Origin of the sequence: Microbulbifer sp. ARAS458-1 (genome assembly GCF_045348205.1) — a bacterium.
Classification (GTDB): Bacteria; Pseudomonadota; Gammaproteobacteria; order Pseudomonadales; family Cellvibrionaceae; genus Microbulbifer.
The window spans coordinates 91,858-116,591 of the sequence record NZ_CP155838.1 but is presented as its reverse complement, the minus strand read 5'-3'; the positions used below and the strand labels follow the sequence as shown (position 1 = coordinate 116,591).

Annotated in this window: 21 protein-coding genes; 6 read left to right on the top strand and 15 right to left on the bottom strand. The window is 55.1% G+C overall.

The window, feature by feature from the left end:
• Positions 1 to 136 precede the first annotated feature (136 nt).
• Positions 137 to 2,602 (bottom strand): GH36-type glycosyl hydrolase domain-containing protein, encoded by a 2,466-nt coding sequence (locus tag AAFH99_RS00505; RefSeq protein ID WP_406828360.1) that lies wholly within the window; start codon positions 2,600 to 2,602, stop codon positions 137 to 139.
• Between the two features lie 13 nt (positions 2,603 to 2,615).
• Positions 2,616 to 4,088, bottom strand: a complete 1,473-nt coding sequence (locus tag AAFH99_RS00500; RefSeq protein WP_406828359.1) for a glycoside-pentoside-hexuronide (GPH):cation symporter — start codon at positions 4,086 to 4,088, stop codon at positions 2,616 to 2,618.
• 485 nt (positions 4,089 to 4,573) lie between these two features.
• Between AAFH99_RS00500 and AAFH99_RS00495 the strand changes: the two genes are divergently transcribed.
• Positions 4,574 to 5,143, top strand: a complete 570-nt coding sequence (locus AAFH99_RS00495; RefSeq protein ID WP_043319511.1) for a hypothetical protein — start codon at positions 4,574 to 4,576, stop codon at positions 5,141 to 5,143.
• A gap of 482 nt (positions 5,144 to 5,625) precedes the next feature.
• Here AAFH99_RS00495 and AAFH99_RS00490 read toward each other — a convergent pair whose 3' ends face one another.
• A complete protein-coding gene (locus AAFH99_RS00490; protein WP_406828358.1) occupies positions 5,626 to 5,874 on the bottom strand; it encodes a nuclease-related domain-containing protein in 249 nt (82 codons plus the stop codon).
• 201 nt (positions 5,875 to 6,075) lie between these two features.
• On the opposite strand from AAFH99_RS00490, the gene nhaA reads away from it, so the two are divergent.
• Positions 6,076 to 7,416: a Na+/H+ antiporter NhaA gene (gene nhaA / locus AAFH99_RS00485; RefSeq protein ID WP_406828357.1), complete on the top strand. Its 1,341-nt coding sequence runs from the start codon at positions 6,076 to 6,078 to the stop codon at positions 7,414 to 7,416.
• Positions 7,417 to 7,652: 236 nt separating this feature from the next.
• Here the strand turns inward: nhaA and AAFH99_RS00480 are convergent, their stop codons facing one another.
• The 5 genes from AAFH99_RS00480 to AAFH99_RS00460 all read right to left on the bottom strand — a co-directional run bounded on the left by AAFH99_RS00480 (position 7,653) and on the right by AAFH99_RS00460 (position 11,540).
• Positions 7,653 to 7,994 carry a hypothetical protein gene (locus tag AAFH99_RS00480; RefSeq protein WP_406828356.1) on the bottom strand — a complete coding sequence of 114 codons (342 nt, stop codon included), beginning with the start codon at positions 7,992 to 7,994 and terminating at the stop codon, positions 7,653 to 7,655.
• A 101-nt stretch (positions 7,995 to 8,095) separates the two neighbouring features.
• On the bottom strand, positions 8,096 to 8,464 hold the full coding sequence (locus AAFH99_RS00475) for a hypothetical protein (RefSeq protein ID WP_051687206.1): 369 nt from the start codon (positions 8,462 to 8,464) through the stop codon (positions 8,096 to 8,098).
• A 42-nt stretch (positions 8,465 to 8,506) separates the two neighbouring features.
• A complete protein-coding gene (locus tag AAFH99_RS00470; protein WP_406828355.1) occupies positions 8,507 to 8,806 on the bottom strand; it encodes a hypothetical protein in 300 nt (99 codons plus the stop codon).
• A gap of 165 nt (positions 8,807 to 8,971) precedes the next feature.
• A complete protein-coding gene (locus AAFH99_RS00465) occupies positions 8,972 to 9,604 on the bottom strand; it encodes a hypothetical protein (protein WP_406828354.1) in 633 nt (210 codons plus the stop codon).
• 388 nt (positions 9,605 to 9,992) lie between these two features.
• Entirely contained in the window at positions 9,993 to 11,540 is a 1,548-nt protein-coding gene (locus tag AAFH99_RS00460; protein ID WP_406828353.1) for a hypothetical protein, read from the bottom strand.
• 195 nt (positions 11,541 to 11,735) lie between these two features.
• On the opposite strand from AAFH99_RS00460, the gene AAFH99_RS00455 reads away from it, so the two are divergent.
• Positions 11,736 to 14,624, top strand: a complete 2,889-nt coding sequence (locus AAFH99_RS00455) for a M16 family metallopeptidase (protein ID WP_406828352.1) — start codon at positions 11,736 to 11,738, stop codon at positions 14,622 to 14,624.
• A 72-nt stretch (positions 14,625 to 14,696) separates the two neighbouring features.
• Here the strand turns inward: AAFH99_RS00455 and AAFH99_RS00450 are convergent, their stop codons facing one another.
• Both AAFH99_RS00450 and AAFH99_RS00445 read right to left on the bottom strand, forming a co-directional pair.
• Positions 14,697 to 15,770: a hypothetical protein gene (locus AAFH99_RS00450; protein WP_406828351.1), complete on the bottom strand. Its 1,074-nt coding sequence runs from the start codon at positions 15,768 to 15,770 to the stop codon at positions 14,697 to 14,699.
• 400 nt (positions 15,771 to 16,170) lie between these two features.
• Positions 16,171 to 17,691, bottom strand: coding sequence for an aldehyde dehydrogenase family protein (locus AAFH99_RS00445; RefSeq protein WP_043319499.1), 1,521 nt, complete (start codon positions 17,689 to 17,691; stop codon positions 16,171 to 16,173).
• Between the two features lie 234 nt (positions 17,692 to 17,925).
• Here AAFH99_RS00445 and AAFH99_RS00440 point away from each other — a divergent pair, with 234 nt between their 5' ends.
• Positions 17,926 to 18,831 (top strand): AraC family transcriptional regulator, encoded by a 906-nt coding sequence (locus AAFH99_RS00440; protein ID WP_043319498.1) that lies wholly within the window; start codon positions 17,926 to 17,928, stop codon positions 18,829 to 18,831.
• On the opposite strand, the gene AAFH99_RS00435 is transcribed toward AAFH99_RS00440, so the two are convergent.
• On the bottom strand, positions 18,824 to 19,435 hold the full coding sequence (locus tag AAFH99_RS00435; RefSeq protein WP_406828350.1) for a phosphotransferase: 612 nt from the start codon (positions 19,433 to 19,435) through the stop codon (positions 18,824 to 18,826). The genes AAFH99_RS00440 and AAFH99_RS00435 overlap by 8 nt on opposite strands.
• A gap of 346 nt (positions 19,436 to 19,781) precedes the next feature.
• Here AAFH99_RS00435 and AAFH99_RS00430 point away from each other — a divergent pair, with 346 nt between their 5' ends.
• Positions 19,782 to 21,020 (top strand): OmpA family protein, encoded by a 1,239-nt coding sequence (locus AAFH99_RS00430; RefSeq protein ID WP_051687205.1) that lies wholly within the window; start codon positions 19,782 to 19,784, stop codon positions 21,018 to 21,020.
• A gap of 97 nt (positions 21,021 to 21,117) precedes the next feature.
• Here AAFH99_RS00430 and AAFH99_RS00425 read toward each other — a convergent pair whose 3' ends face one another.
• Complete coding sequence (locus AAFH99_RS00425; protein ID WP_051687204.1) at positions 21,118 to 22,167, bottom strand: AraC family transcriptional regulator; 1,050 nt, start codon at positions 22,165 to 22,167, stop codon at positions 21,118 to 21,120.
• Positions 22,168 to 22,348: 181 nt separating this feature from the next.
• Between AAFH99_RS00425 and AAFH99_RS00420 the strand changes: the two genes are divergently transcribed.
• Positions 22,349 to 22,678 carry a helix-turn-helix domain-containing protein gene (locus AAFH99_RS00420; RefSeq protein WP_043319496.1) on the top strand — a complete coding sequence of 110 codons (330 nt, stop codon included), beginning with the start codon at positions 22,349 to 22,351 and terminating at the stop codon, positions 22,676 to 22,678.
• Positions 22,679 to 22,702: 24 nt separating this feature from the next.
• Here the strand turns inward: AAFH99_RS00420 and AAFH99_RS00415 are convergent, their stop codons facing one another.
• The 3 genes from AAFH99_RS00415 to rpiA all read right to left on the bottom strand — a co-directional run bounded on the left by AAFH99_RS00415 (position 22,703) and on the right by rpiA (position 24,594).
• On the bottom strand, positions 22,703 to 23,047 hold the full coding sequence (locus tag AAFH99_RS00415) for a DUF4168 domain-containing protein (RefSeq protein ID WP_051687203.1): 345 nt from the start codon (positions 23,045 to 23,047) through the stop codon (positions 22,703 to 22,705).
• A 211-nt stretch (positions 23,048 to 23,258) separates the two neighbouring features.
• Positions 23,259 to 23,885, bottom strand: a complete 627-nt coding sequence (locus AAFH99_RS00410) for a transglycosylase SLT domain-containing protein (RefSeq protein ID WP_043319495.1) — start codon at positions 23,883 to 23,885, stop codon at positions 23,259 to 23,261.
• Positions 23,886 to 23,916: 31 nt separating this feature from the next.
• Entirely contained in the window at positions 23,917 to 24,594 is a 678-nt protein-coding gene (gene rpiA / locus AAFH99_RS00405) for a ribose-5-phosphate isomerase RpiA (RefSeq protein ID WP_043319494.1), read from the bottom strand.
• Positions 24,595 to 24,734: the final 140 nt, after the last annotated feature.

The window sequence follows — 24,734 nt, the reverse complement described above, 5'->3', positions numbered from 1 at the left end:
ATTGAATATCTGATGTGTGCGTGACAGGAGAGAATTGAATTCTGCACAGAGAGTGTGACAAACAAATAAAGAAGCAGGCGTGTATGGCCGTCCAGCCGCCGCAGCGCCGCCTGACAGTGGCGCTGCAGCAGGTTCTTCAGGCGAGGTGGGGATTTTGTGTCGTGTTCGCGTCTTCCAGACTTTCTGCCAGTTGGGAGATATCCCCTGGCGGCAATAATACGCGCAAGTGGTAAACGCGCCCGGCCTCAACCGGGCTGATCAAGGGCTCCGCAAGCTGTTCGCCATCGGCGTACACCTGCAGCTCATCGCCGTGGACCCGACGCTCAAACTGAACATCAAACACCGCGCTCCGGAAACGGCGCTGCACCCGTGCCTGCGGCCAGTGGGAGGGTAGCTGCGGAGAAATGCGCAGGCCCTCGCCTTCACCTTTCAAGCCGAACAGCTCTTCGATAAGACAGCGGTAGATCCAGGCCGCGGTACCGGTATGCAGTAGCTGGCTGGAACGGCCGGCGTGTGCGGGGTACTGGTGCCATGCGCCGCGATAGTAATTGGGGATAAATACCGGTAGTTGTCCGCGCTGTACCAGATCCTCACGATCCGGGCCGGGAAGCATCTGCCGCAGCAAGCGCCAGGCCCGGTCACTCTCGCCGATGGTAAAGAGGCTATAGATATAAAACGCCGCCGCGTGGTTATACACAGAGCCATTTTCTGCCGAGCCGGGAAATTTCTGGGTAACACGGCCAACATCCTCGCGCATCCCCGTGTAAGCGGGAGCCAGCATCATCGGCCCGAAGGGCGTTTCCAATTGCTGTTTCACCGCGCGCAGCAGATGCGTTTTCTGATTGTCATCGGCGGCACCACTCAGCAGTGCCCAGCTCTGTGGATTGAGAAAGATACGCCCCTCGTGATCGTCGCGTACCCCGAAAACGGTGCCGTCATCGGTGATACCGCGCGCGAACCAGTCGCCATCCCACAGGTGGCGATTGACCGCGCTGTTGATCTCCGCGGCAAGTCGCACATATTTTTCCGCGGGCCCCAGCTGATTCTGCTGCCTGCAGATTTCCGCCCAGAGTTTCAGTGCGTAGGCGGTGGCGAGGGAAAGCCAGCCGGATACGCCGCGCCCCCGGTAGCCCACCATATTCATCGGGTCACACCAATCCCCCTGACCGATATAACTGAGGCCTCGTTCGTCGCGGGCCGCTGCCAGCCAGTCCATGGCGCAGCTCACGCAGTGGAATACGCTTCGCTCATCACCTTCCATTTCACCTGCACTTTCGGTGATCACCCGCTCGTCGAGCAGTGTGTAATCGCCGGTTTCAGCGAGATACCCGTGCAGAAAAATCGACAGCCACACACAGTGATCCGTATGGGGGACCTGATTAATATATTTCAGCTCGGCGTCCGGGCTGAGCAGAATACCGTCGGGCAGGGAGCCATCCGGCTTCTGCTGGCTGAGGGTGCGCAGCAGCGCTGAACGCGCCGTCTGTGGCCGGATATAGGCCATGCCCAGCTGATCCTGCAGGTAGTTGCGGGTTTGCGGGTCTGTGGTCAGGCGGTTGACGTCCCCGTGATAGAACACCTGCCGCGGCAGCCAGTGATTGGCAAACGCATCCAGCTCCCGGTCCGGGGTTTCGATCTGCAGACAACCGCGTCCCTGCGCTAAATACTCCTGATATTCGCGGGCGGCAGCGGCAAATCCAGTGGCGGACAGATAACGCTCGCGCAGCGCGAATATTTCCTCGTCGTCCCGGGCCGGGCCGAACAGGAAACGCAGAGTGCGCTCCTCGCCCGGAGCCAGCTGCAGTTGGTATTGCAGGGCCGCCGTCGGTACCTGATAGCGGGCATCGCCACCACCCAGCAATGGCTGACGTACACCATCGGGATTGTGCAGGCCACCCTCGCCCTCAAATACCGATTGGGCGGCTTCCCAGGCGTCCGGCGCGGTTTCATGGAGCAGAAAGGTTTTGTCTTTGAGGTGCTGATTTTTAAAGTAATCATCCACCTTCTGGTAGGGCGTGATACTGGAGCAGACGATACCGCCCAGGTCCGCGCGATATTCGCCGGACTGATTCATCCAGCTCATATAACCCACAGGAAAATAGGGGTAAGCGGAAATCCGTCGCGGCCTGGGGCCGTCATTGCGCAGGGTGCATTCCCACAATTCCACAGCGTCGTCCACAGGCAGGCGCAGCGTCATGGTCACGTCCACGCCGGCGTGATGCAGACGCCAGTTGATGTCACCACTGCCGACGGAAAAGCAGAACTGATCTGCGCTGGTGCGCACCGGCTCGTAAGGAGCGGAAAACAGCGCACCACTATCCTCGTCCTTTACATACAGAAACCGCCCCGGGTGGTGCGCATAGAACGGCTGCTCCGGCTGCATAAAGGTTTTGGCTTCGAGATTGGGAGCATGAGCGTAGGCGGCGGGCTCGGGTTGCATATGGCGCGCCACCACAAAGCCCCGGCAGTTTACCTGTACCAGCATGCGCCGGTTCCACAGAAAGGCGCTGGCTGTGGGCATGGCCGTGGGGCTTGTCAGCTCACAGCGTGCGCCATCTTCGCTATTGGTTACCAGCGGGGAATTACCGGTGGCGTTTTTCATACGGAGACTATCCTCACGATGTTGCGGTGCCCATGGATGGATTTTCCGGGGGCGGATTTTTTCCAGACGCTTGGGGGAATTCTTCTGTATCTGGCTGCGCGGTTGCGGTCCGCCTGCCCAGTTCCTGCTGAATACGCGCCAGGCGTGCATTGTTCAATGGATAGAAACTTGCCACTGCGGCTGCGAGCAGCGCGAAGACACCGGGTATGACCGTTTGCAGCAGGGCGATACCGGCTTGTGAGGCACCGCTCTGCGCCTCCCGTGCCACATAACCGATGGCCGCCAATACCCACAGCATCAATGCAGAACCCATGGCTCCGCCCAATTTCATGGAGAAGGTGGCAGCGGAAAACGTCATCGCGGTGGCGCGGCGCCCGCTGCGCCACTCGGTGTAATCGGCGCAGTCGGCAAACATCGACCACGCCAGGGGAGATTTTGGCCCCAGCGCCAGGCTGATCAGAATGTTGAGGGTAAACATCAGCCACACCGCATCTTTCGGAACAAAATAAAAGGCCAGGGACAGTGTGCCGACCACCGCCATCAGAATCACGATCAAGCGGGCCTTGTCCACATAGCGGGTCAGCAGCGGCGTGATCGCCGCGCCGGCGGCCAGAGCAAGCGCCTGCACCGCCAGGTAGTTGGAAATCAGCTCCGGGCGCTCCACGTAGTACATCAGGTAGTAATAACTGGAACCGCCGCGCAGGGTAATGGTCAGCATGATGACCATCTGCAGCCCCACCAGAATCAGCCAGGGGCGATTGCGCAGGAGATCCTTTATGTCGTCCAGGGGTTTGGTTTTCTGTAATACTGGCGGTTCGATACGCTCGCGGGTAGCGAAAAAAGTCACTGCGAATATCACGCAAGCCAGGGCGCCGTACACCGTCATGGTGAGCTGCCAGCCAAGCTGCTCATCTCCCCGCCCCAACCATTCCACCAACGGCAAGGTGTATTTATTGACACAGGTCATACCGATAAAAGCGGCGATAAATCGCCAGCTGATCAAGGTGTTGCGCTCCTGCGCATGCGCGGTCATCACCCCGGAGAGCGATGCGTAGGGTGTGCTCAGCACGGTGTACCCTAACATCATCGCGCTGTAGGTGATAAAAGCGTAAATAATCTTGCCGGTTTCATTCAGATCCGGGGTGGTGAAGGTAAGCACCGAGGCCGCGGCCATGGGTAGGCCGGCAAACAGCAGGTAAGGGCGAAACTTTCCCCAGCGGGTACGGGTGCGATCTGCGATAGCCCCCATCAGCGGGTCTGTCACCGCATCAATAAGTTTGGTAACCAGCAGCAGGGTGCCGGTGATGGCCGCCGGCAGTCCAAAAACATCGGTATAGAAAACCGCAAGAAAAGAGGCAATACAGGTCCAGTAAAGATTGAAACCGAAATCACCGAGAGCGAAGCCGGCTTTCTCGCCCATCCCGAGCCGCGCGAGGCGAGGGTTAGGGTATTCGATCTGGGAGTTCTGTGAGTCTGGCGAAGGCATGGTTCGCTCCACTTTTATTGTTGTTATTGGGCAGTCAATTGGCGCTTCTACAGAGACATATTGATACCGTCGACAAGGGGTGCCAGGTTCAGTGGCGGAGACCGGTTATTATTTCGAGCGCTGATATTGAGTAGGCGTATCAGGTGGTCAAAAAGAACCGCTAGTCCGGAAAAAATGGCGGGAATTACATCTTCAGAGGCTGCCCAAGGCAAGTAGAGGTTCAGAGTGCGATGGCCAATACTGGCGGCTTGCGTTTCGTCGCCGGCACTTGACGCTGAAATGCGATGTAGAGCCGGGGGAGGTGTCATTGTCGATCTGCAAGAATTAAATCTGGCAGATAAAACATTCAAATCTTGCAAATAAGCCGTGGTTCTTCACGGAAAATTTAATTTCAAGCTGCTATATGCTTTTGTGCGGGTTCTCTCGGTGATAGATTCTCCCTCCGACTTTTATGGACATAACTTTTTCAGTCAAGGATTGGCATCATGATATATCTCTATTACCCATTTGATGACGGCACTGGCGTCGATACTTTAAAGAATCTCGTTCGTGGCGTCGGTCACAGAATGGTGCCCGCAGATGGCGACATACGGTCGCCGGCGATTGGTGAGCTGTTTTGCGATAATGGCTCCTGCCCCGCCACATTGAATGCTGCGGGTGACGATGATGAAATCTATATTATTGGTCACTCATACAAAAGCTTTAAGGTACTGGGTGATGCCAATAAAGGGGTAATTGACCAATCGGAGATAGTTGATCGACTGAGAAGGTGTGGACTTCGGAAGGTAGCCAAATGCCGGATCAATGTTTACGCCTGCTATTCGGGAAGAACGGCTGATAACCAGCGTAGTCTCGCATCTTATATCGCCACATCCTTGCGGACCGAAGGGTATGCCTGCTGGGAAAATGTATATGGCTACACGAAAAAAGTATTGAATAAGACAAAGATGGTTGACGGAAACTTCGAGATCCACGTTGAAAGCGACAGAAATACATGGTCTCCATTAGCGTGGTTTCCATTTGTCTTTGTCGAGGCCCGGCCTCATATTGATTAACGCTCTCGATAACACTGTTTTCGAAGCGCGGCGGTGACCATTTTAATACGCGGCTCTGGCTCTGGCTCTGGTTCTGGATCCGGGGTAGGGCGGCAAAGCTGCGGAACACCATTTCCGCCATAGGAGTTTGCATCCAGTTCAAGGTTCAGTGAAGAACCCAGGTTACTGCCGATGCCCACACCTCGAGCCAGACCGCCGCTGTTCCTGCCCCCCAGAAAGCCCCGCCCTTGAATAGCAGACAGATATCGCCGGATGTGCGATAAGTGGCAAATAAACCACCAAAGGTCCCCACGGTATCTCTGGTGAATTCACCATGGACACCCTAGCCGAAGTTTTCTAGAAATTAACTGGACCGAAGCTCCATGCGCGCGGTTTTTAGTTGTGTCCCGGACTAAGGAGCCAGGTTTTCTCTCAGTGTGGTCATGAAATTCTTGTCTGAATTGTCGCGAAGCCGAAAAATCTTCAGGACTGGAGACAAGTAATTAAATGCATTTGGAAATGTCTGTCTGCATTGTGAATAGTATCCGGTGGTACATCAAGCAGTGTCTCAAGTGCTTCCATATTTTGTAGCCCGCCTGAGCGGGTTCTGGACTCTGAGTGATTTCTTGTAGGCCTTCAGGGGCGACTGTTTGGTGTTCGCCGCCAAACATTCCGCCCTGCATGTTCTTAGTTTCCACCACGAAAACCCCGAATCGCGATACGAAGATATGGTCTATGTTTCTGATATTCATATTCTGAAAGGCAGTGTCCCAAAGAATCGATGGATCTTATATCAGGGTTCGCCCCGGTATAGGCCTCGATCCGCCAATGGCGGCCGCGTGTTACTGGCGAGCCCATATTCGCCCGACTAAGATCCATGGGCGCAGAGGCTGATTGCCAAGGTGGATGCGCGCGTCCCCCAATGCCACAAACGTCGAGCTCACCAGCAGCGAATGACTACAGAGCAGCAAGAAGCACCAGAAACCACGCAATTGCCCCGGGAACTCGTTCATCGGCTGAAGCAACCCTTTGTGCGCTTCCTGCACATCGAATCCGCCGCTGGCGCGATGCTCCTGCTGTTTACCATTGCCGCCCTGGTTCTATCCAATTCACCCTGGGCCGATGCCTTCGAACATATCTGGGAGACATCGATCGGTCTCAAGATCGGTACGCTGGAGTTTGCGCGCGCGCTGCGGGAGTGGATAAACGATGGCCTGATGACACTGTTTTTCTTTGTGGTCGCACTGGAGCTCAAGCGCGAGCTGGTGCTTGGCGAACTCCACAACCCGCGCATGGCGGCGCTATCCATATCCGCCGCCCTCGGCGGTATGCTCGCGCCGGCGTTGATCTACCTGGCGCTGCAATCTGGTCAACCCGGCGAGCCGGGGTGGGGCACCGTTATGGCGACGGACACGGCGTTTGTCATCGGCTGTCTGGCACTACTCGGCTCACGCATACCGCTAAGCTTGCGCGTCTTTATGCTGTCACTGGCGATCGTTGACGACATCGGCGCCATCCTTGTGGTGGCCATTGGCTACAGTGGCGACCTTGTGTGGGGCTTCCTGGCGCTGGCCGTACTGGGCCTGATCATCATTCGCGCCATGGCAATGCTCGGTTTCCGCGGTTTTCCGCTGTATTTCGTGATGGGCGGGCTCACCTGGCTTGCGGTGGATGCCTCTGGTATTCACGCCACCGTCACCGGCGTGATACTGGGTTTGATGACTCCCGCGCGCCGCTGGGTGAGTGCCGAGCGCCTGTACGCGATACTGGGCCAGGTAGTGGCGCACCCAGGCATTACCCAGAGCAGTGCCGATACCGCCGATCGACACACGCTGCAAGCGGCAGAAGTTGCCGCGCGAGAAACCCTATCGCCACTGGAGCGGCTGGAGATGTGGCTGCACCCCTGGGTGGGCTTTTTCATCATGCCCCTGTTCGCCCTTGCCAATGCCGGGCTGACACTCAACTTCAGCGACTTTGGCAGTTCGGTCACGCTGGCCATTGTCGCCGGTTTTGTAATTGGCAAGCCGCTGGGAATCCTGCTGTTTAGCTGGCTGGCTTTGCGCACACGCATAGCGACCCGCCCCCCGGATCTCAGCTGGCAGTTAATGGTCGGTGGCAGTTTTCTCGCCGGCATTGGCTTCACCATGGCGCTGTTCATCGCCAATATGGCGTTCGATAAAACCCTGATCGACAGCGCCAAGCTGGGGATCGTCATCGCGTCCCTTTGTTCTGCAGCGGTCGGTCTCACCGTGTTGATGTGCTTGCCTGCCCGCGCGGTGGCGAAGGATCAATAACCGCGCAACCTCACCAATCTTGCCAACCCCGCGAGCAGCTCGGCATCAGCGCCAAGCGCTACCAGGCCATCCTGTTCACCGGCTTCAGCAACGCGGAAGAAAAAGCGGTAGGCCTGACAGACGTAGTGCCCTGCCTGTGTTGAGATTTACACAGGCGGTCACCGGACTCTTTTGTATCGTCGGGAAGTAATACCCTGCAGAGGCGCAGTACATCGTGGTCTTGATATGTGGGTGTCCTATTGCCAGATGCCCGTACCGCGCAAGATTTGCGTCAGCTTGTCCGCAATTTCAAACTGCGGCGCTTTCGCCGCGTTGGTCAGTAACACCAAGCCATTGCGCTCCTGTGGATAACTGATCAGCAGCGATTTGTATCCGCGCACGCTGCCCGGGTGACGCGCGATAAACCGGCCATCTTTCTCATACACCTGCCACGCCAGTGCCACCTGGATGCCACTCCAGGGCGTTTTCTCACGTGGCTCCAGCATCTGTGTATAACTGGCATCGCTTAAAATCCTGTCGTCGCGCTTGAGCGTGGCACTGTGCCACGGTCGCGGCTGTTGACCCTGCGTATGGGGCACAACTGGTTCATCCAGATGGCTTTAACGTGCAGCAGAAATAACCGGGATTACCGCAGTGGTGCCAGCACAGGTAGCTGGCGCTAAATCGGACTACTTTAAATCTAGGGCCTTCCGTAGCTACACAGCCTGCTGATTCTGGTGAATTTTACGCTTGAGAAGGCTATGACGTGACAGAAATGGATTTGCTCTCCCTGGTTGTTGGTGCTGACCCCATTTACTGCACCAATTTTTCCGTGTGAGATAACGTGCGTAATAGTTACTGAAGAAAGTTTATTTTTTCTCTGCTCGATGTGGTCCGAGACTTCTTGTCCCTCTGCGAGGAGGTTATCTGAGCGTTCCCAGATAATTTCATCGTCCAGATACTCCTTCAGAAAGGAAAGATCACCTACCTCAATAGCGATAGCCACTTTCTCCACCAGCTGATTCTTGGGAGAATTTCCGCAGTCTTTACTTCCGCTTATTTTTACCATCCTGGATACTCCGAACAGAAACTATCATACTAATGAGCGCGCTCAGCTGATCGCCCATGCGAGGAGCGATAGAGCAAGCGCCGCAAGCAGGAAAAACAGGCCCTTGATCATCAGTGATTTCGGATACTCGGCTTCGTTGTAGATCAGGGAGTAGGGAAATCCCGTTATCGGCCCGAGAACAAGTGACGATAACCCCCAGCCCCAGCGGTTGTTACCCAGCGCCGTCAGCGCTGCCATCAGCCCACCGAACCAGAAGAGCGTAACGCCGATTACCAGGATGATGAATATTGGTATGGTGAGCCACTGGTTGGCCAGGAATATTCTGAGAATTTCATGTTCCATGACTTTTCCAGGTCAATAGTTGGTGAAGATTGTATCTGGGGGGCTTCGCCGCATTGGTCAGTAGCGGCCGCCTCTGTCTAATAAGTGCATGTAAAGCCCTACTCATCATCGCGACTGATACACAGATCTTCTCTTGCGGCTTTATGGCGGAATTTTACTTTGGCTCTAGATATTTGCCGCATTGCAAGTGCTGTCGTCGGTGATATTGACGATGACTTCGTTGATCGGGTTTTCCCCTTCATGGGCATCATTCAAAATCTCCCGAAAAAAGGATGAAAGCGATTTTTTAACGGACTCCTGAACGGTGGTATTTTCAAGGTAGCGAGACGCCGTGTCTTTCATTTTTTTGTTTGCCGTTTCTACCATCCATTCCTGCGCGGCAACCTGGGTGACCTTGAAACCGCCATTGAAGATTTTCTCTGCCTTCGGCGATGCATCAGACCTGTTGAGTTGGGTGATCTTTGGCGCATTGATAGAGATGACACCTTCTTCCTGGTCTACATCAATACACCAATCCCAGTTGTCTTCGATCTTGTAACCAAAATTGAACGGGTAACTCCATGTATAAAGAGCTTCCCATTTTCCATTTTTGGGGCCGATGTTTTTTTCCTTCATATAATATGTAAACTGGTTTTCCACTTTCATAAAGGTAAACTCAGTGGCCTTGGAGAGCATCGTGGAGTCAATAGAAATTTTGCCGCGTTTGACTTCCTGTTCGAGATCCTGGTTCTTGTCCCAAAGTGAGTAGGAAAATACCGCGAGTACAGCAGTAATGACGCCTAAGATAATACGGTCCATGTAAATAGCCCTTTTCGTTATTGTTGATATTGTGCGCCGGGCACCTGTCTCGGCAGGTACAAGCGGTCGCATCAGCGTGCTGTCGGTGAGGAATGCTTATTATTGTAAAAATGGCGCTGACAGATATACGACACAGACCATTCTATAGGGCAATTGCAGACTTGTAACCTGATGCGCACGGCCGGGGGGAAGAAAGTGACCAGCGTCTCGCCCATTTACCTTTGAACCAAGGTGATATTATGCTCAGGGCGAAGGGGATAAGCCATTGGGCTATTGAAAATACTTGGTCGAAAAGTGGTTTAAAGTTCATAGCTGCTACGCTGTTATTTCAAGGTATGCCTTAGATTTTATGCTCCGATGTGGTGAAAACATGGTTAAGTATGTTGATTTAGCATGGCTCTGCATGAGTTCGTTCAGCTGCATTCTCCATATTATTTTTATTAGTGTGTTGATTTTCTGATACTGATTCAATTGCACTTTCAATACTTTCCTTTTTCCTACTTAGGATGCTGTTTGTGTTCTTTTCTGCCGCTTGGGCGAGTTTCTGAAGGCCTGGTATCTTAGCGACTTTATCTAATGCCTCGCCGAGTTTCGCGCTTTTTTCGAGGGCATCAAGTACAGGGTGATCAGCTTTGTTGTAATCGGAAATTAGTTTTCCTGGGTTTTCGGAGCTTACGTCAAGAATGTTATGTAGTAGCTTGATTCTGAGTTCTCGTGAGTCATTTGAGTCGCCTAAGCTTTCTATTTGATTTGAAAGCCCTTCAAAAGTTTTGCTAAGCACCTCTTTGTGAGTGTATTCTTCGACTAGGCGTTTTGATAGGTTGGCCTTTTTACTTGAAGAGTAGGCTACCCAAATTAGTGGGACGTAGACCGGTAGTATGGCAAATAGAGTGTGAGGTATGTCGAGTATTATTTGCTCGATGCTTTTGCCGTTTATGAAGAGATATGTGTTTAATGAAAATGGTATCAAAGAAGTTGCAAAAATTCCGAGTATTGCTAGTTTAAAAGAGGAGTGTGACGAATCTCTTTCGTTGATTTCGGTTTTTCTTTTCTCTTGGTACGCGCTGCTTAGCCCGGCGGTCAATGCATCCGGCAGTAGTTTTCGTATTTTTTCTGAGTGGCTGTTATAAGTCCTTTCCCAAGTCTGAATTACATTATTTATATTTTCTTCTTGTGATTCAATTACTTGGTTAAGTTTGGCGTGAGATTCTTTTACTAGTTTTTCAACTTCTAGTTCAGATTTTTTTATTTCATTTGTTAGTTTTGAGTAGGCGGCTTCGAGTTTGTCTTTCAGGCCATCGGTTTTCTCTATCTTTTCTTCGCCAGTTTCCTCATCAGTGACTTCTTCTTCGTATCCCATTATCTCGTAATAAATCGAGTCTAATTCATTTTTTCTGCTTGTTAGTCCTTTATAAACTGCATTTATTTTGTTTTGTTGTTGCTCAACGGAATCTGAAAAACTTGTTAGAACTGATATTTTCTCGTCAAGTGGTTCGTGGCTTGCGAGCACATCTTCAATTTCTTCTATTGAGTTTTGTAGATCTTTTATTTTGTTGTAGCAAGAATTTATAAGATGAGTTTGCTCTTCAATTTTTTCTCTTCGTGATATCGTGTCGACTTCTATCTCTTTTACTTTCTGGGTAGATATTTCCGACTGCTTTACATACTCCTCGGCCTTTTGCTTTGCATCTTCTGCACGATTCCTGAACTCAGAGGTTTTCTTAGAGGCTTGTTGTGCTTCTTTAATATATTCAGTCGAACGTTCGGGGAGGGAGGAGCGAAGATTTTCGATTTCTTCGTAAATTTTTTCAATTTCTTTTCCGATGTCTAGCTTCTTGTTCATTTGGGGTGTGAGTAGATGTTGGTTTTGGATGAAGAGGCGATTGATTGCTTGGTTTTGATATCTATCACCGGTCGATATTGCGACTTTTATCACGGTTTGCACTGTTTTGGGAGGGGTAGTGAATACTCACTACGGCGTTTCGGATTGAACTTGGTTTCGGTAGGTTCGATTTGATATATGTTCTGTTTTTCGAATAGACCACGTTTACGTTCTTTCAGTGAAACCTCTATTTTATGTAGGGTATTGATTGCTACTATCGATCTGTATAATCGTGCAAAGGAATGCCCCATGCCCCGCAATCTGTCTGTCTCCCTGGCACTTGTGATCACACTTTCCATCGCGGCCCTATCCGGCTGCGACCGCTCGCAATCAGAGCCCGAGCAAAAGGCCCAGTCAGCCAGCGAGACTGCCACTCCCTCTAAAGACGTCCCAAAACCCGATTTCTCCATCGAATACGAACAGTTCCAGCTCGACAACGGCCTCAACGTCCTCTTCCACATCGACCGCTCCGACCCGGTAGTGGCGGTGTCGCTCACTGCCCACGTAGGTTCGGCGCGGGAGAAGGAGGGCCGTACCGGCTTTGCCCATCTATTCGAGCACCTGCTGTTTCTCGAGTCGGAGAATCTGGGCAAGGGCGGGCTGGATGCGATGAGTGCGCGGATTGGCGGGGCGGGGGCGAATGGGTCTACGTCGCGGGATGTCACCAATTACTACCAGACGGTACCCAAGGATGCGCTGGAGAAGATGCTGTGGGCAGAGGCGGACAAGCTGGGCTGGTTTATCAATACGGTGACCGAGCCGGTGCTGGCGAAGGAAAAGCAGGTCGTTAAGAACGAGAAGCGCCAGGGTGTGGATAACCGTCCCTATGGTCATACCCAGTATGTGATCGACAGCAATCTGTACCCCCAGGGGCACCCTTACAGCTGGCAGGTGATCGGTTCACTGGAGGATGTACAGAACGCCACGCTGGACGATGTGAAGACCTTTTTCCGCCGCTGGTATGTGCCCAACAATGTGACACTGGTGGTGGCGGGGGATTTCGATCCCAAGCAGACGAAGGCGCTGGTGCATAAATACTTCGACGAGATCCCCGAAGGGGAGACGGTGGAGCGGGCGCCCAAACAGCCCGCCGAACTGAAGGAAACCAAGCGGCTGTATTACGAAGATAATTTCGCGCGCCTGCCGCAGCTGACCATGGCCTGGCCCACGGTGCCCCGGTATAGCGCAGACAGTTATCCACTGGCGGTGCTTTCGCAATACCTGGCCTACGGCAAGCGCGCGCCCCTGTACCGGGTACTGGTAGAGGATGAGCAGCTGACCGCGAGCGTATCCATGTATGCCTACGAATCGGAACTGGCCGGGCAGTTGCAGTTGTCGGTGCAGGCCTTTGCCGGTGGTGATCTGGACGCGGTGTACGCGGGTATCGAAAAAGGATTTGCGCTGTTTGAAAAAGAGGGTATCGCCGAGGAAGACCTGGAGCGTATCAAGGCCGGCCAGGAAGTGGCGTTTTACAACAGCCTGTCCAGTGTGCTGGGCAAGGGATTCCAGCTCGCCCAGTATCAGATTTATGCAAACGACCCGGGTTACGTGAGTCAGGATATTGACCGTCTGCTGGCGGTGACCGCCGAGGATGTAAAACGGGTCTACGACACCTACATCAAGGACAAGCCCTTCGTGGCGACGAGCTTTGTACCCAAGGGGGAGAAGGCTCTGGCGCTGTCGGATTCCACCGTCGCGGAAGTGGTGGAAGAGAAAATCGTGAGCGGTGCTGAGGGGCAGTTCGATGCCTCCGCCAGTGCCGATTATGAAAAGACACCATCGAGTTTTGACCGTTCAAAAGAACCTGACTACGGTGAGCCGGCCCAGACCACGGTGCCGGATGTATGGCAGGCGGCGCTGTCCAATGGCATCGAGGTTTTCGGTATCGAAAACAGCGAGGTGCCCACGGTGACATTCAGCTTGGTGATTGACGGTGGCCAGCTGCAGGAGCGTATCGATAAAACCGGCGTGGCCAATCTCACCGCTATGCTGATGGAGCGCGGTACCAAAAACCGCACACCGGAAGAACTGGAAACCGCGGTACAGAAGCTGGGTGCGAATATCAGTGTTTCCGCCGGGCAGGAATCTTTCCGCTTTGATGTGACTACTCTGGCGCGGAATTTCAGCGAGGTGTTTGCGCTGTTGCAGGAGATGTTGCTGGAGCCCCGCTGGGACGAGAAGGAACTGGTACTGGCGAAGAAGGGCGTTGTCAGCCAGATCAAGCGGGCGCAGGCGGAGCCCAATGCCATTGCCAGCCGCGTCTACGGAAAACTTCTGTACGGCAAGGACAGCATTCGCGCTTATAGCGGCCTGGGCACCGAGGCGTCCGTGGCGGCCATCACCATGGATGATCTCAAGGCTTACTACAAAGACTATCTGTCACCCTCGGTGGCGCGGGCACATGTGGTGGGGGATATTGCCGAGGGGGATTTTCTCGCGGTGGCGGAGCAGCTGGCGAAGAGCTGGCCGGCAAAGCCGGTAAGCATTCCCGATCCGAAATCCGAGCCCGCCAAGCCGGGTATTTACTTTGTGGATGTGCCCGGTTCCAAACAGTCGGTGTTGCGGATTGGTCGCCTGGCAATGCCGGTGGTATCGGAAGATTATTACCCGGCGGTGTTCACCAATTACATTCTCGGCGGTGGCGGCTTTGCCTCGCGCCTGACTCAGGAGCTGCGTGAGAGCAAGGGTTATACCTATGGCGTTCGCTCCAGTTTCAGTGGCGATAAGACCGTGGGGCAGTTTTCTATTGGCACCGGTGTGCGCGCCAACGTGACCGCCGAATCGGTGCAGCTGATCGGCGATATTCTCAAGCAGTACGGTCCGACTTATACGGAAAAAGACCTGGAGGTCTCGCGTTCGTATCTGGTGCGTGCCAACACCCGCGCCTTTGAGACCGCGCGTGCGAAACTGGGCTTGCTGGAAAATATGAGTGAGTTCGGCTGGCCGGCAGATTACGTGCGCGAGCGCGAGACTATCGCGAAAAATATGACGATCCCGAAAGTGCAGAAAATTGCCCAGTCGTACCTGCAACCGGGCTCTATGATCTGGGTGGTAGTCGGCGACCGCGCGACCCAATTGGCAGCGCTGGAGGCGCTGGAAATGGGGGAGGTCAAGCTGCTGGAAAATAGCGAATCCTGATCGCGCTCCTGCTCCCTGTGGCCAGGACATTGGGCTCGTCGGGAGCAGTTTTCTCCGTTAGGTGAACGTCGCTTACAGGTGGAACTGCCCCCCGCGCTGTTCTACAAAGCCTTTCAGTTCGGCGGCGGCGTGAATCATGCCGTCGATACTGTTGAGGTTGCGCAGGTCGGAAAATGCCGCCTGTAGATACTCGGTTATCTGATTGCGGGTCTGGCAGAAATAGCGGTCGTCTCCCTGGGCAGTCTGTTCCTCGTCAAATTCGATACCGAAGGCGAGCTTGAACAGTTCCCGATGTACCAGAGGGTTATTCAGGTAATTGTGTAGCTTGTGCGTATTGCCGTATTCATCTGTCACTTCGTCAAACTCAAGCAGCTTATAGGCAATAAACTGCCAGTCGCCGCTGGATATCCAACGCCCATCGTTCTTGGGGTTAAACGGCTTCGCCCAGGTAATGGGATCGTAGCGATGACGATATTCCCGATAGTTGTACATGCAGCCGCTGTTTGAAGGTTTTACCAGTGATTGGTTGACCTTTATCGAGGATTCCATCAAACGGCTGATATTGGCGACCATATGCACACTGCCGAGTTTGTGGTGGCTGGTGTCGAGATTGCCCAGGTCCGCCAGGGTTGGGGGCGGGGTGTAGAGTTGGCTCAGGGTGTCGTGGAGTACCGCGGTGCCTAGGGAATGGGCCAGTACGTGCACATTCTGTACTCCGCCGTGGATAGTGCGCGCGGCGTGGGCAATGGCACGGCCGAGGCGCTCCCTGGCGATCTGCCCGAGGCGGGTGTAGCGATACAGAAAGGCGTCGAGGCCGTGGGTTTTCAAAAGGGGGGTGTTGCTGTCATCTTTTTCCAGGGCACTGAACGCGGCCTCCGCGCCGGGAAGCAGTTGTGTGCGGATCTCGGGAATGGACTCGATGGCTTCGCGGAAGGACCCTGTTGAGGTGGCAACCGGCAGCCGGTAGTCGTCTACCAGGTCACTGTAAGTAACCGGGATTATCTCGACAAAATGTTCCGGTGAGGTTCCCCTAAATGCATCGTAGAGACTGAAGGCGGAGCGGCAACCCTCTACAAATTCCTCCTTGAAGCTGTCCGCGGTATGTTGACCCATACCGTGGATAATAATGAGTTTTGGTTTGAACACGGATTGATCCTGAACGTGAAGTAAGTGGTACCTTGGTGCCATCATGGCCTGACTGATTTACTGGAATTGGTTGCAATTCGCATTGCGCGTTGTTTTACCAATAGGTACGTAGGGCGATCAAATGCTGTGCATCGGTTGGCAGTCAAAATGCAATACATGTCTCAATTGTGTCGCGTAATTCATTCTTGGCGCACACTTTGTCACCCTATTACAAATCGCTTACAGCATTCTCCCGCCAGGGGAATAGTCGCCCACTGGCGTTGGAGTAATCGTGTGAGCAACCGTTTGAATTGGCTTTGGGTGGGCTGATATCGCTTAGTGCATGGGCACAAAAAAGGGGAGCCGGCGCTCCCCGCAATGTCTCACAGGATGGGTCCCGCAATGGGGACGGGCTGCCAGGTTAGAAGAAACCCAGCGGGTTGGTGTCGTAACTGACAAGCAGGTTTTTGGTTTGCTGGTAGTGCTCCAGTGCGCGCTTGTGGGTCTCGCGCCCGATACCGGATTTTTTGTAGCCGCCAAAGGCCGCGTGGGCCGGGTACTGGTGGTAGCAATTGGTCCACACCCGGCCCGCCTGGATATTGCGCCCCATGCGGTAGGCGAGATTCATGTCCCGGGTCCATACGCCGGCGCCGAGACCGTATTCGGTATCGTTGGCGATGGCCAGCGCTTCCGCTTCGTCTTTGAAGGTGGTGACGCCCACCACCGGGCCGAAGATTTCCTCCTGGAAAATGCGCATCTGGTTGTGCCCCTTCAGCAGGGTGGGTTGCACATAGAAGCCTTTCTGCAGATCCCCGCCCAGATTCTCTGCCCCGCCGCCGAAGATGACTTCCGCCCCTTCGCGCTGACCGATCTCGATATAGGTCATGATCTTGTCGAACTGTTCCAGCGATGCCTGAGCGCCCACCTGGGTTTCCGTATCCAACGGGTTTCCGCGCACGATGGTGCGGGTGCGGGCGAGCACGTGCTGCATGAAATCGTCGTAAATCGATTCCTGAATCAGTGCGCGGGACGGGCAGGTACACACTTCGCCCTGATTGAAGAACGCCAGCACCAGGCCCTCGGCACACTTGTTGATGTAGGCCTCTTCCTGCTGCATCACATCGGCAAAGTAGATATTGGGGGACTTGCCGCCGAGCTCCACGGTGGAGGGGATCAGGTTGTCTGCGGCGCACTTGAGAATATGCCCGCCGACGGCGGTGGACCCGGTAAACGCGATCTTGGCGATGCGGGTACTGGTGGCGAGGGCCTGGCCCGCTTCGTCGCCCACACCGTTGACGATGTTGATCACACCCGGGGGAATAAGATCGCTGATCATCTCCATCATGACCAGAATTGAAACCGGAGTCTGCTCGGCGGGTTTCAATACCACGCAGTTGCCGGCGGCGAGTGCCGGGGCCAGTTTCCACGCGGCCATCAGTATGGGGAAGTTCCACGGAATGATCTGGCCCACCACACCGAGGGGTTCGTGGATATGGTAGGCCACCGTGTGTTCGTCCAGCTCCGCCATGCTGCCTTCCTGGGCGCGCAGGCAGCCGGCAAAGTAGCGGAAGTGATCGACACAAAGCGGGATGTCCGCGGCGAGGGTTTCCCGCACCGCTTTGCCGTTGTCCCAGGTTTCCGCCACAGCGAGGGCTTCCAGGTTCTGTTCGATGCGGTCAGCAATCCTCAGCAGTAGGTTGGCGCGTTCTGCGGCGGGGGTTTTACCCCAGGCATCTTTGGCTGCGTGTGCGGCGTCCAGGGCCAATTCAATGTCGGCGGCACTGGATCGCGGTACTTCGCAGAAGGCTTCGCCGGTCACCGGCGAAACGTTTTCCATGTAGTCCCGTTCCACCGGGGCGACCCACTCTCCGCCGATAAAGTTTTCGTAACGGGGCTTAAAGTTGACAAGGGCGCCATCCTGTCCGGGCTGTGCATAGATCATCGCTGAATTCCTCATTGAGCTGGTTATTCTGTTCTCCGCCCCTGGCTGCGTTGTTATCTTGTGGTGCGGGGAGTAATCTAGAAAACCGGTGATTGATTCCGGTTGCTGATTCCTGTTTTTGTGTGATCGAGGAATGAAAATAGTGGCTCTGGCAGCGGTGTACTTTCTTCTGAGTACAGATCCGTTGATCCAGAATCCAGTGTCTGCAACACATCACAACGCGATAATAAAAATATGACTGAAGCGATGGTCCGCGGTCGGCAACAGCCCCGCGAGTTGATCGAGAACCGGGTATCCTTTGCCGGCCCCAGTTCTGAACTCAGTGTCTACGACACTTACCTTCCGGCGGAACGTGTTGGCCTGTCTGCCGGTGAACTTCTGTATTGCGGCATGATCACCGGCCGCAAAATCATGCATGCGCACAACAGTTATGATGCGGAATTCCTGCCTCGGGAATCGTTCGTAATGGCGCCGGGGGAGCATGTGGAAATCGATTTTCCCGATGCGCGCATGGAGTCGCCCACCTCTTGTCTCACCATCGAGATAGCCCGCGAACGAGTGGAGAGTATCTGTTCGAAGCTGAACAGTGTCGCCCCTGTCCAGCGGGAGTTTGAAGACTGGCGCTATCGCCCGGATTCGCTCATACACACCCAGCACAGCCACGCGACTCAGGAGCTGTTGCAGCGGCTGGTCACCACCTTCACGGAGAACACCGCCGATCGGGATTTTCTGGTAGACCTGGGGGTGAGTGAGCTGGTGGTGCGAATGTTGCGGGAACAGATGCGCACTTTCTTACTGAAGGTGTGCGAAAACAATCCAGAGGTAAACGGGTTGGGTGCGGCGGTTCATTATCTGCAGTCTCACCTGGATCTGCCGCTGGATATTGAGCAGCTCAGCAAGCTCGCCTGTATGAGCCGCAGCCGTTTTTACACGGAGTTCAAGCGGCACCTGGGGTGCACTCCGGCTGAATTTCAGCAACATTTACGCATGCAGTCGGCAAGAGACCGGCTCGCGCGCGGAGAGTCGGTGACCCGGGTCTGTTTCGATCTGGGATATCGCCACCTCAGTCACTTCAGCCGACGTTTCCATCAGCAGTTCGGTGTGAGTCCAAAGCAATACCGGGCTCAGAACGTCAACTGATACCCGCAGACTTGCGTTTGGTCAGGGTGTGAATAAATGCGACAGCGCCTCTGAGGCGTGCACCGATCGCTACCAGGCGTGCCTGCTTTGCGCTCAGCAGTTGTGGCTGGTGCTCCTGAATCAGGCGGTACAGATGGTAGCGTGCCACCAGCGTGGCGATTGGCCAGTCCGGCCGCCAGTAAGCGGGACGCAGTGTCGCCCGTTCAAAATCTACCAGTCCGAGCCGGCCCTTCTGGTCGACGACAATATCGCGCACCGGCATGGAATGTCGGGCAACCCCGGCATCCAGCATTTGCTCAACGATTCTGCCGAGTTGCCGCAGGTTATCCGGGTTTAACCGCTTCGTGGATTCGCCTGGCAGGCGCGACATTTCCAGGGTAAATAACCTGTCGTCGCTATGGAGTAAGCTGGGAATTGCCCGAATATGGCGCAGCCGGTTTAGCGCTTCTTTCTCGGTACAGTAGCGGCGCCGGTGGGTTTTGGAGCGGGTCTTGAAGCGCTTGACGACCCGGTCTTGTCCGATATTCAGCAGTACTTTGTTGGTTTCGTAGACGCCGTTGATGACTGCCTTGTGCGGAAGGCGCGGTGCAATGTCGATTCCCATGAAACGTCCCTGTTTCAGTGGTTGGAATGTAAGTCCTTTCTCCGTCAGGAGATTTCTGTTTCCGAATTATGACTGGAAAGTTAATTTTTTATAAAGAGTTCTGGGTTGTAACCGGCGCCAACATAGTGTGCGACGCGGTTTAAGGGGCGCACCTGGGTGCCATTCAGAATGCTGATGGCGCCCAGGGCCTCTTATTCTGAATCGACCTAACTTGTGGATTTTGCTGCCGTACACTGATGGGAGTGATTTGATGAATGCACGCCCTTTGCTGCCAGAAACCTGCGCGGCCGGTCGGGGCGAGCATTCGAGTGAGTCGAAGCTAGGCGAATCAGGCAAAGAGGTACACATGGCTGACAATATTCTGGATATGGCGATACGCCACCTGGGTTCATCCGGTCTCAGTGCGTTAGGCAATGCACTGGGGTTGCCCGATGGCAAATCCGAAACCGCTTTTTCTACCGGTGCCGCTTCGGTGCTCGCCGGTATGCTGAACAAGGCGGGCAGTGAAAGTGGTTTGGGTTCACTGCTTAATATGGCGACCAAAAGCACCAATATGGACCTGTCTGCTCCGGGAGATATCTTCACCGACCCGGATCGGATGAGCAGCCTGCAGGATGTTGGGGGCAATATTCTCGGCTCGCTGTTTGGTGACAAGAAGGACGGCATCTTCAATGTGATTTCCAATGCACTTGGGATGGATAGCACTAAAAGCGGCAGCCTGATGCGGATTGCCGCACCGGTAGTGATGTCACTGGTGGGCAAGCTGGTTAAAAGCAAAGGCCTGAATATGGAGGGCCTGGCGGCACTGTTGCTGGGGCAAAAGGCGCACATCAAGGGGCATATACCACCGGGCCTGTTAAATGAACTCGGTGCTGATAGCCTGGATGAAATGGCGGAGCGCACCGTAGTGGAAACCACCCCGCGTCAGACGGCCCACGCCGCTCATACCTCGCCGCCGGCGCGCAAAAGTGGCATTGGCAAATGGCTGTGGCCCCTACTGATCGCCCTGGGGGTGCTCTGGGCACTCAATATGTGTGCGAAAAAAGAGAAAATGGATGACGGTACCGGTGGGGTGGTGATGGAGCAGGATGAGGTGGTCGTGGAAGAGGCACCTGCGGGTTCGGCCGATGACCCCATGACAACACCGGATACCCAGAAAGACATCCCGATGGATTCCGACAGCGGTGATTTCGCGACAGATTTTCGCGCCTACCTGGCTGATGCAACCCGTGAGCCCGGTAAGGAATTCCCTCTGCATATCGAGTTCCCCACTGACGGCAGTATGCCGAATGCAGATTCACTGCCAGACGTTCAGTCGCTGATCAAAGTGATGCAGGAAAATCCTGGGCTCAATATCGTGATTGAAGGTTACACCGATAGCGATGGCGATGCCGGTGCCAACCAGAAACTGTCCGAAGCGCGCGCTCAGGCGGTAATGCTGATGATTACCGGAGCCGGTGTAGACGCGAGCCGCATCAAGGCCGTCGGCATGGGGCCGGCCAACCCGGTGGCGGATAACAACACCGAGGAGGGCAAGCAGAAGAACCGCCGCATTGTGGTGAAGGTGGAGTCTTTTACCCAGTAATTTTTGTTGACGGTACCCCTCCAACAAAAAAACCGCGGCTTGCCGCGGTTTTTTTGTGTAAAGCGTAGAGTTATATACTCGCGCTCAGGCTCGGTTTCTATCCCCGGTATTTTTCCCGGTAAGCACCCGGAGCCAGTCCGGTCCATTTCTTGAAGGCCCGGTTGAAGGCGCTCGGTTCGGAAAAACCCAGGCGTTCGGCGATTTCCGCCACCGCAGTCTCCTGACCCTTGAGCTGATACATGGCCATATCCCGGCGCACCGAATCTTTGATGTCCTGCCAGCTGTTGCCCTCGTCTTTGAGGCGGCGGCGCAATGTCTGTGGCGAGGTATAGAGGCGCTCCGCCACATCGTCCAGTGACAGGTTTTCAATACTGTTGTCACTCTGCAGCATACGCCGGATGCGACCGGTGTAGCTGTTGTCGGACTTGTACTGGCTGAGCAGGCATTCCGGCGCGCGTGACAGAAACTCGCTCAACTGCTGTGCGTCCCGCACCAGCGGCATACTCAGGTAGCGGGTATTGAATACCAGACAGGTTTCCTGCTGGTGGAAATAGTGCCGGCAGGGAAACATATCAGCATATTCTTCCGGGTAATCCGGCGGTGGGAATGCGAGGTGCACCCGCTCCAGCAGAATGGTGCGGTCGATCAGCCAGCTGAAAAAACGCAGCCAGATGACTGACAGAGATTCGACAAAATTCTGGTTGGGCAGCTGCTTGCGATTTTCGTGGTGGAAGATAAGACGGGCTTCTTCGCCATCTTCCACCAACTTGATATGCAGGTCGTCACTCACCATGTCCACAAAGCGCGCCGAGCGCAGCAGGGCACGGCGCAGGCTGGGACAGGTGATGGTGGCATGGCCCATCATGGCGAAGGTTCCGGGCAACCAGGGGCGTGCCAGGTAGCCACTGGACTCGTCGCCGAGCTCATCCCACAGGCGGCGCAGCAGGCGTGCCAGTTGTTCACGGCCGATTCGGGCGTCGGGGGCCATTGCTGTGGGCAGGTCGATACCAGCGTGCAGCAGTAGTTGATCACAGTCCACACCGGCGGCGCGGGGGCCGGCCAGATGCGCAAACACGGCGGCGGCCAGAATGCCGGGTTCCTGGCGCTGCTCGACTTCTTGAGGCTTCTCTTCTGTCTCCACGGTCACGCTTCCCGCTGTCTGCTAATTGGATACCTGTGGCCGGATTATGCAAAAAGGTGCATAAAAAGTCGCGCCTGTTGGAAGAGTGGTGCATTTTGGTGCGTGGCTGAATGTGTGCTTTCGGTGTGCTACAAAGGGGGAGCGGGCAGCCGAATCCCGCCTTTCAATGCCAATACAAGGAAGTCTTATGTCCCAATCCCTGAACAGCGGCCTCAACCCCACCATCTGTCGCCGGTTACTGGTGGCCTACCTGATCGAGCGGCTGCCGCGGCCGAATAACCCTGCGCTGGAGGACATAACCGGCTGGCCTCGCCGGACGATTCAGGATGTGATTGCCAAGGGGCTGCCAGGGCACGGGACTCTGGTGGAATTTGTGCAGCAGGGGGTGCGCAATAACGATGGGTATTACGAACTGAAAGACTGGGGGTCGATCGACCGCCACTGGGTGCGGGGGAACCTCGTAGCAATTGCCGAGGTGCTGGCACTGGCGCCGGAGCAGATCCCGGCGCCGGATTGAGCCTGGTTGGCTCCGTCGTGCGTGTTACTGCGGGGTCGCGGCTTTCTGCAGAATCGCGTTTACTTTTTTCAGCAGTTCAGGGTCGTTGCGCAGCTGGGTGGCGATGCCCTGGTACTCTTCTTTGCTCAGACCCGCGCTCTGAACAGCGGCCACCATTTTGCTCTGGGCTTCCACATTGATCGCTTCGGCGGCGGCGGCATCGGCAGCGGCTTTGATCTTCGGCGCGTATTCCTGGCTCAGGGTCACAATGGAACGGTAGGCGTCGGCAAATTTCTGCAGCTGTGCTTCGGATATGGCGGTTTCCGCAAAGGCGCTGGATACAGCGAGAGCCAGGGCGAGAGCGGCGGAAAAGATGACGGTCGGCTTCATGAGCACCTCTCATTATCGGAAAGAAACGCATCTGTGCGGAGTTGCACGCCCAGCGTCGGGTGAGGGCTACAGGGCCTTGGCATCGATAAAGATCGAGGGTGTGCGGCAAAGCGCTGTCTGCAAAGGGTAGTTGGTATTCCGGGGCGGTTGGGAAATTCGCCGCCACTTCCTCCGCTAAACGGCCAATTTTCTCGGCTTGGTAATCATCGGGTCAAAACAGCCCCAGGAACTTTTTCCGTTTTTTCAGCGAGGCCTCGCAACTGTTGAGCTGCCGCTGGTAGGTCTGTGCCCGCGCCGATACCTTTTTGGCCACATTTTTTAGCCATTGTTTGTTGCGGAAAGTGCGGCGGTTAAACCCGCCTTGGCCCTCGTGGTAGGCGAGATAAAGATGATAGGTATCGTTGGGCTTGATACGGCACTGGCGCTGGCTGGTGTTGTGGTACCAGCCGACAAAATCGATGGCATCTTCAAAGTCGTCGCGATCCCCGCGGTAGTTGCCGGTGGAGCGCTGGTAGCCTTTCCAGGTGGTGCCCAGGGCCTGTGCATACCCGTAGGCATCGGAGGGGCGCGGGCCCGGGATTATCCACAAAATCTTGGTGCGCGGTGGCTTGGCGTCGTGCACAAAGCGGGATTCCTGGTGCAGGGTGGCCATCATGGTGGCGATGGGGGTGTTCCACTTGCGCGCGGATTCCGCGGCTTCGTGGTACCAATCATCCTTTTCGCGGAAAATTTCACACAGGTCGTCGGTATTGCTCGGGGGCGTGGTGGCACAGCCCGTTGCCAGCAGGATTGGCAGGGCGAGCAGTGCCATGGCACATTTTTTATTGTTGTGAATCATTCGTTCGCTAATAACAGGTTTTCGGTCAGGGTCAGACCTTGGACTTTACCGTTTTGACGCCGTCGGCTGTGCCGAGCAACAGAACGTCCGCCGGGCGTGCGGCAAACAGCCCATTGGTGACGACACCAGTGATATTGTTGATGGCGTCTTCCAGCTCCAGAGGTTTGGCGATCTGCATATTGTGCACGTCGAGGATGACATTGCCATTGTCGGTGGTCACACCTTCGCGATACACCGGGTCGCCCCCCAGTTTGACGATTTCCCGCGCCACATAGGAGCGCGCCATGGGAATGACTTCCACCGGTAACGGAAAATTGCCCAATACTTCTACCCACTTGCTGTCGTCGGCGATGCACACGAACTCTTCGGAGCAGGCGGCAACGATCTTTTCCCGGGTGAGCGCAGCGCCGCCCCCCTTGATCAGTTGCAGCAGCGGGTTGGTCTCGTCGGCGCCGTCCACGTACACGCGGATAGTGTCTACCGCATTGAGGTCATACACCGGGATACCGTGGGATTTGAGACGCTCGGCGGAGGCCTCCGAGCTGGCAACGGTGCCGTCGAACAGTCCTTTCTTCTCGGCCAGATAGTCGATAAAGAAGTTGGCGGTGGAGCCGGTGCCGACGCCGACAATGGTGTCGGATTCCAGCATCGGGGTGATGTATTCCACGGCGGCGCGCGCGACTGCCTGCTTGAGTTGATCCTGATTCATAAGGAAATATGCGTCCTTGTGCAATTTTTGCCATCAAAATGCCCGCGAATGAAAATTTTTGCGCGCAAAAGTGGCTCGTTGGTGGCTTTGCTGCTGTGTAGCGATTAGACTGGCGGGCTTGTAAACACTCATCGGCTGCC

Excerpts from the sequence above, each read along its gene's own strand:
- AAFH99_RS00455 (WP_406828352.1), top strand. The coding sequence starts at position 11,736 with ATGCCCCGCAATCTGTCTGTCTCCCTGGCACTTGTGATCACACTTTCC.
- AAFH99_RS00505 (WP_406828360.1), bottom strand. The coding sequence starts at position 2,602 with ATGAAAAACGCCACCGGTAATTCCCCGCTGGTAACCAATAGCGAAGAT.
- AAFH99_RS00430 (WP_051687205.1), top strand. The coding sequence starts at position 19,782 with ATGGCTGACAATATTCTGGATATGGCGATACGCCACCTGGGTTCATCC.
- AAFH99_RS00415 (WP_051687203.1), bottom strand. The coding sequence starts at position 23,047 with ATGAAGCCGACCGTCATCTTTTCCGCCGCTCTCGCCCTGGCTCTCGCT.
- AAFH99_RS00500 (WP_406828359.1), bottom strand. The coding sequence starts at position 4,088 with ATGCCTTCGCCAGACTCACAGAACTCCCAGATCGAATACCCTAACCCT.
- rpiA (WP_043319494.1), bottom strand. The coding sequence starts at position 24,594 with ATGAATCAGGATCAACTCAAGCAGGCAGTCGCGCGCGCCGCCGTGGAA.
- AAFH99_RS00475 (WP_051687206.1), bottom strand. The coding sequence starts at position 8,464 with ATGGTAAAAATAAGCGGAAGTAAAGACTGCGGAAATTCTCCCAAGAAT.
- AAFH99_RS00440 (WP_043319498.1), top strand. The coding sequence starts at position 17,926 with ATGACTGAAGCGATGGTCCGCGGTCGGCAACAGCCCCGCGAGTTGATC.
- AAFH99_RS00420 (WP_043319496.1), top strand. The coding sequence starts at position 22,349 with ATGTCCCAATCCCTGAACAGCGGCCTCAACCCCACCATCTGTCGCCGG.
- AAFH99_RS00490 (WP_406828358.1), bottom strand. The coding sequence starts at position 5,874 with ATGAATATCAGAAACATAGACCATATCTTCGTATCGCGATTCGGGGTT.
- AAFH99_RS00495 (WP_043319511.1), top strand. The coding sequence starts at position 4,574 with ATGATATATCTCTATTACCCATTTGATGACGGCACTGGCGTCGATACT.
- AAFH99_RS00445 (WP_043319499.1), bottom strand. The coding sequence starts at position 17,691 with ATGATCTATGCACAGCCCGGACAGGATGGCGCCCTTGTCAACTTTAAG.
- nhaA (WP_406828357.1), top strand. The coding sequence starts at position 6,076 with ATGACTACAGAGCAGCAAGAAGCACCAGAAACCACGCAATTGCCCCGG.
- AAFH99_RS00410 (WP_043319495.1), bottom strand. The coding sequence starts at position 23,885 with ATGATTCACAACAATAAAAAATGTGCCATGGCACTGCTCGCCCTGCCA.
- AAFH99_RS00470 (WP_406828355.1), bottom strand. The coding sequence starts at position 8,806 with ATGGAACATGAAATTCTCAGAATATTCCTGGCCAACCAGTGGCTCACC.
- AAFH99_RS00435 (WP_406828350.1), bottom strand. The coding sequence starts at position 19,435 with ATGGGAATCGACATTGCACCGCGCCTTCCGCACAAGGCAGTCATCAAC.
- AAFH99_RS00465 (WP_406828354.1), bottom strand. The coding sequence starts at position 9,604 with ATGGACCGTATTATCTTAGGCGTCATTACTGCTGTACTCGCGGTATTT.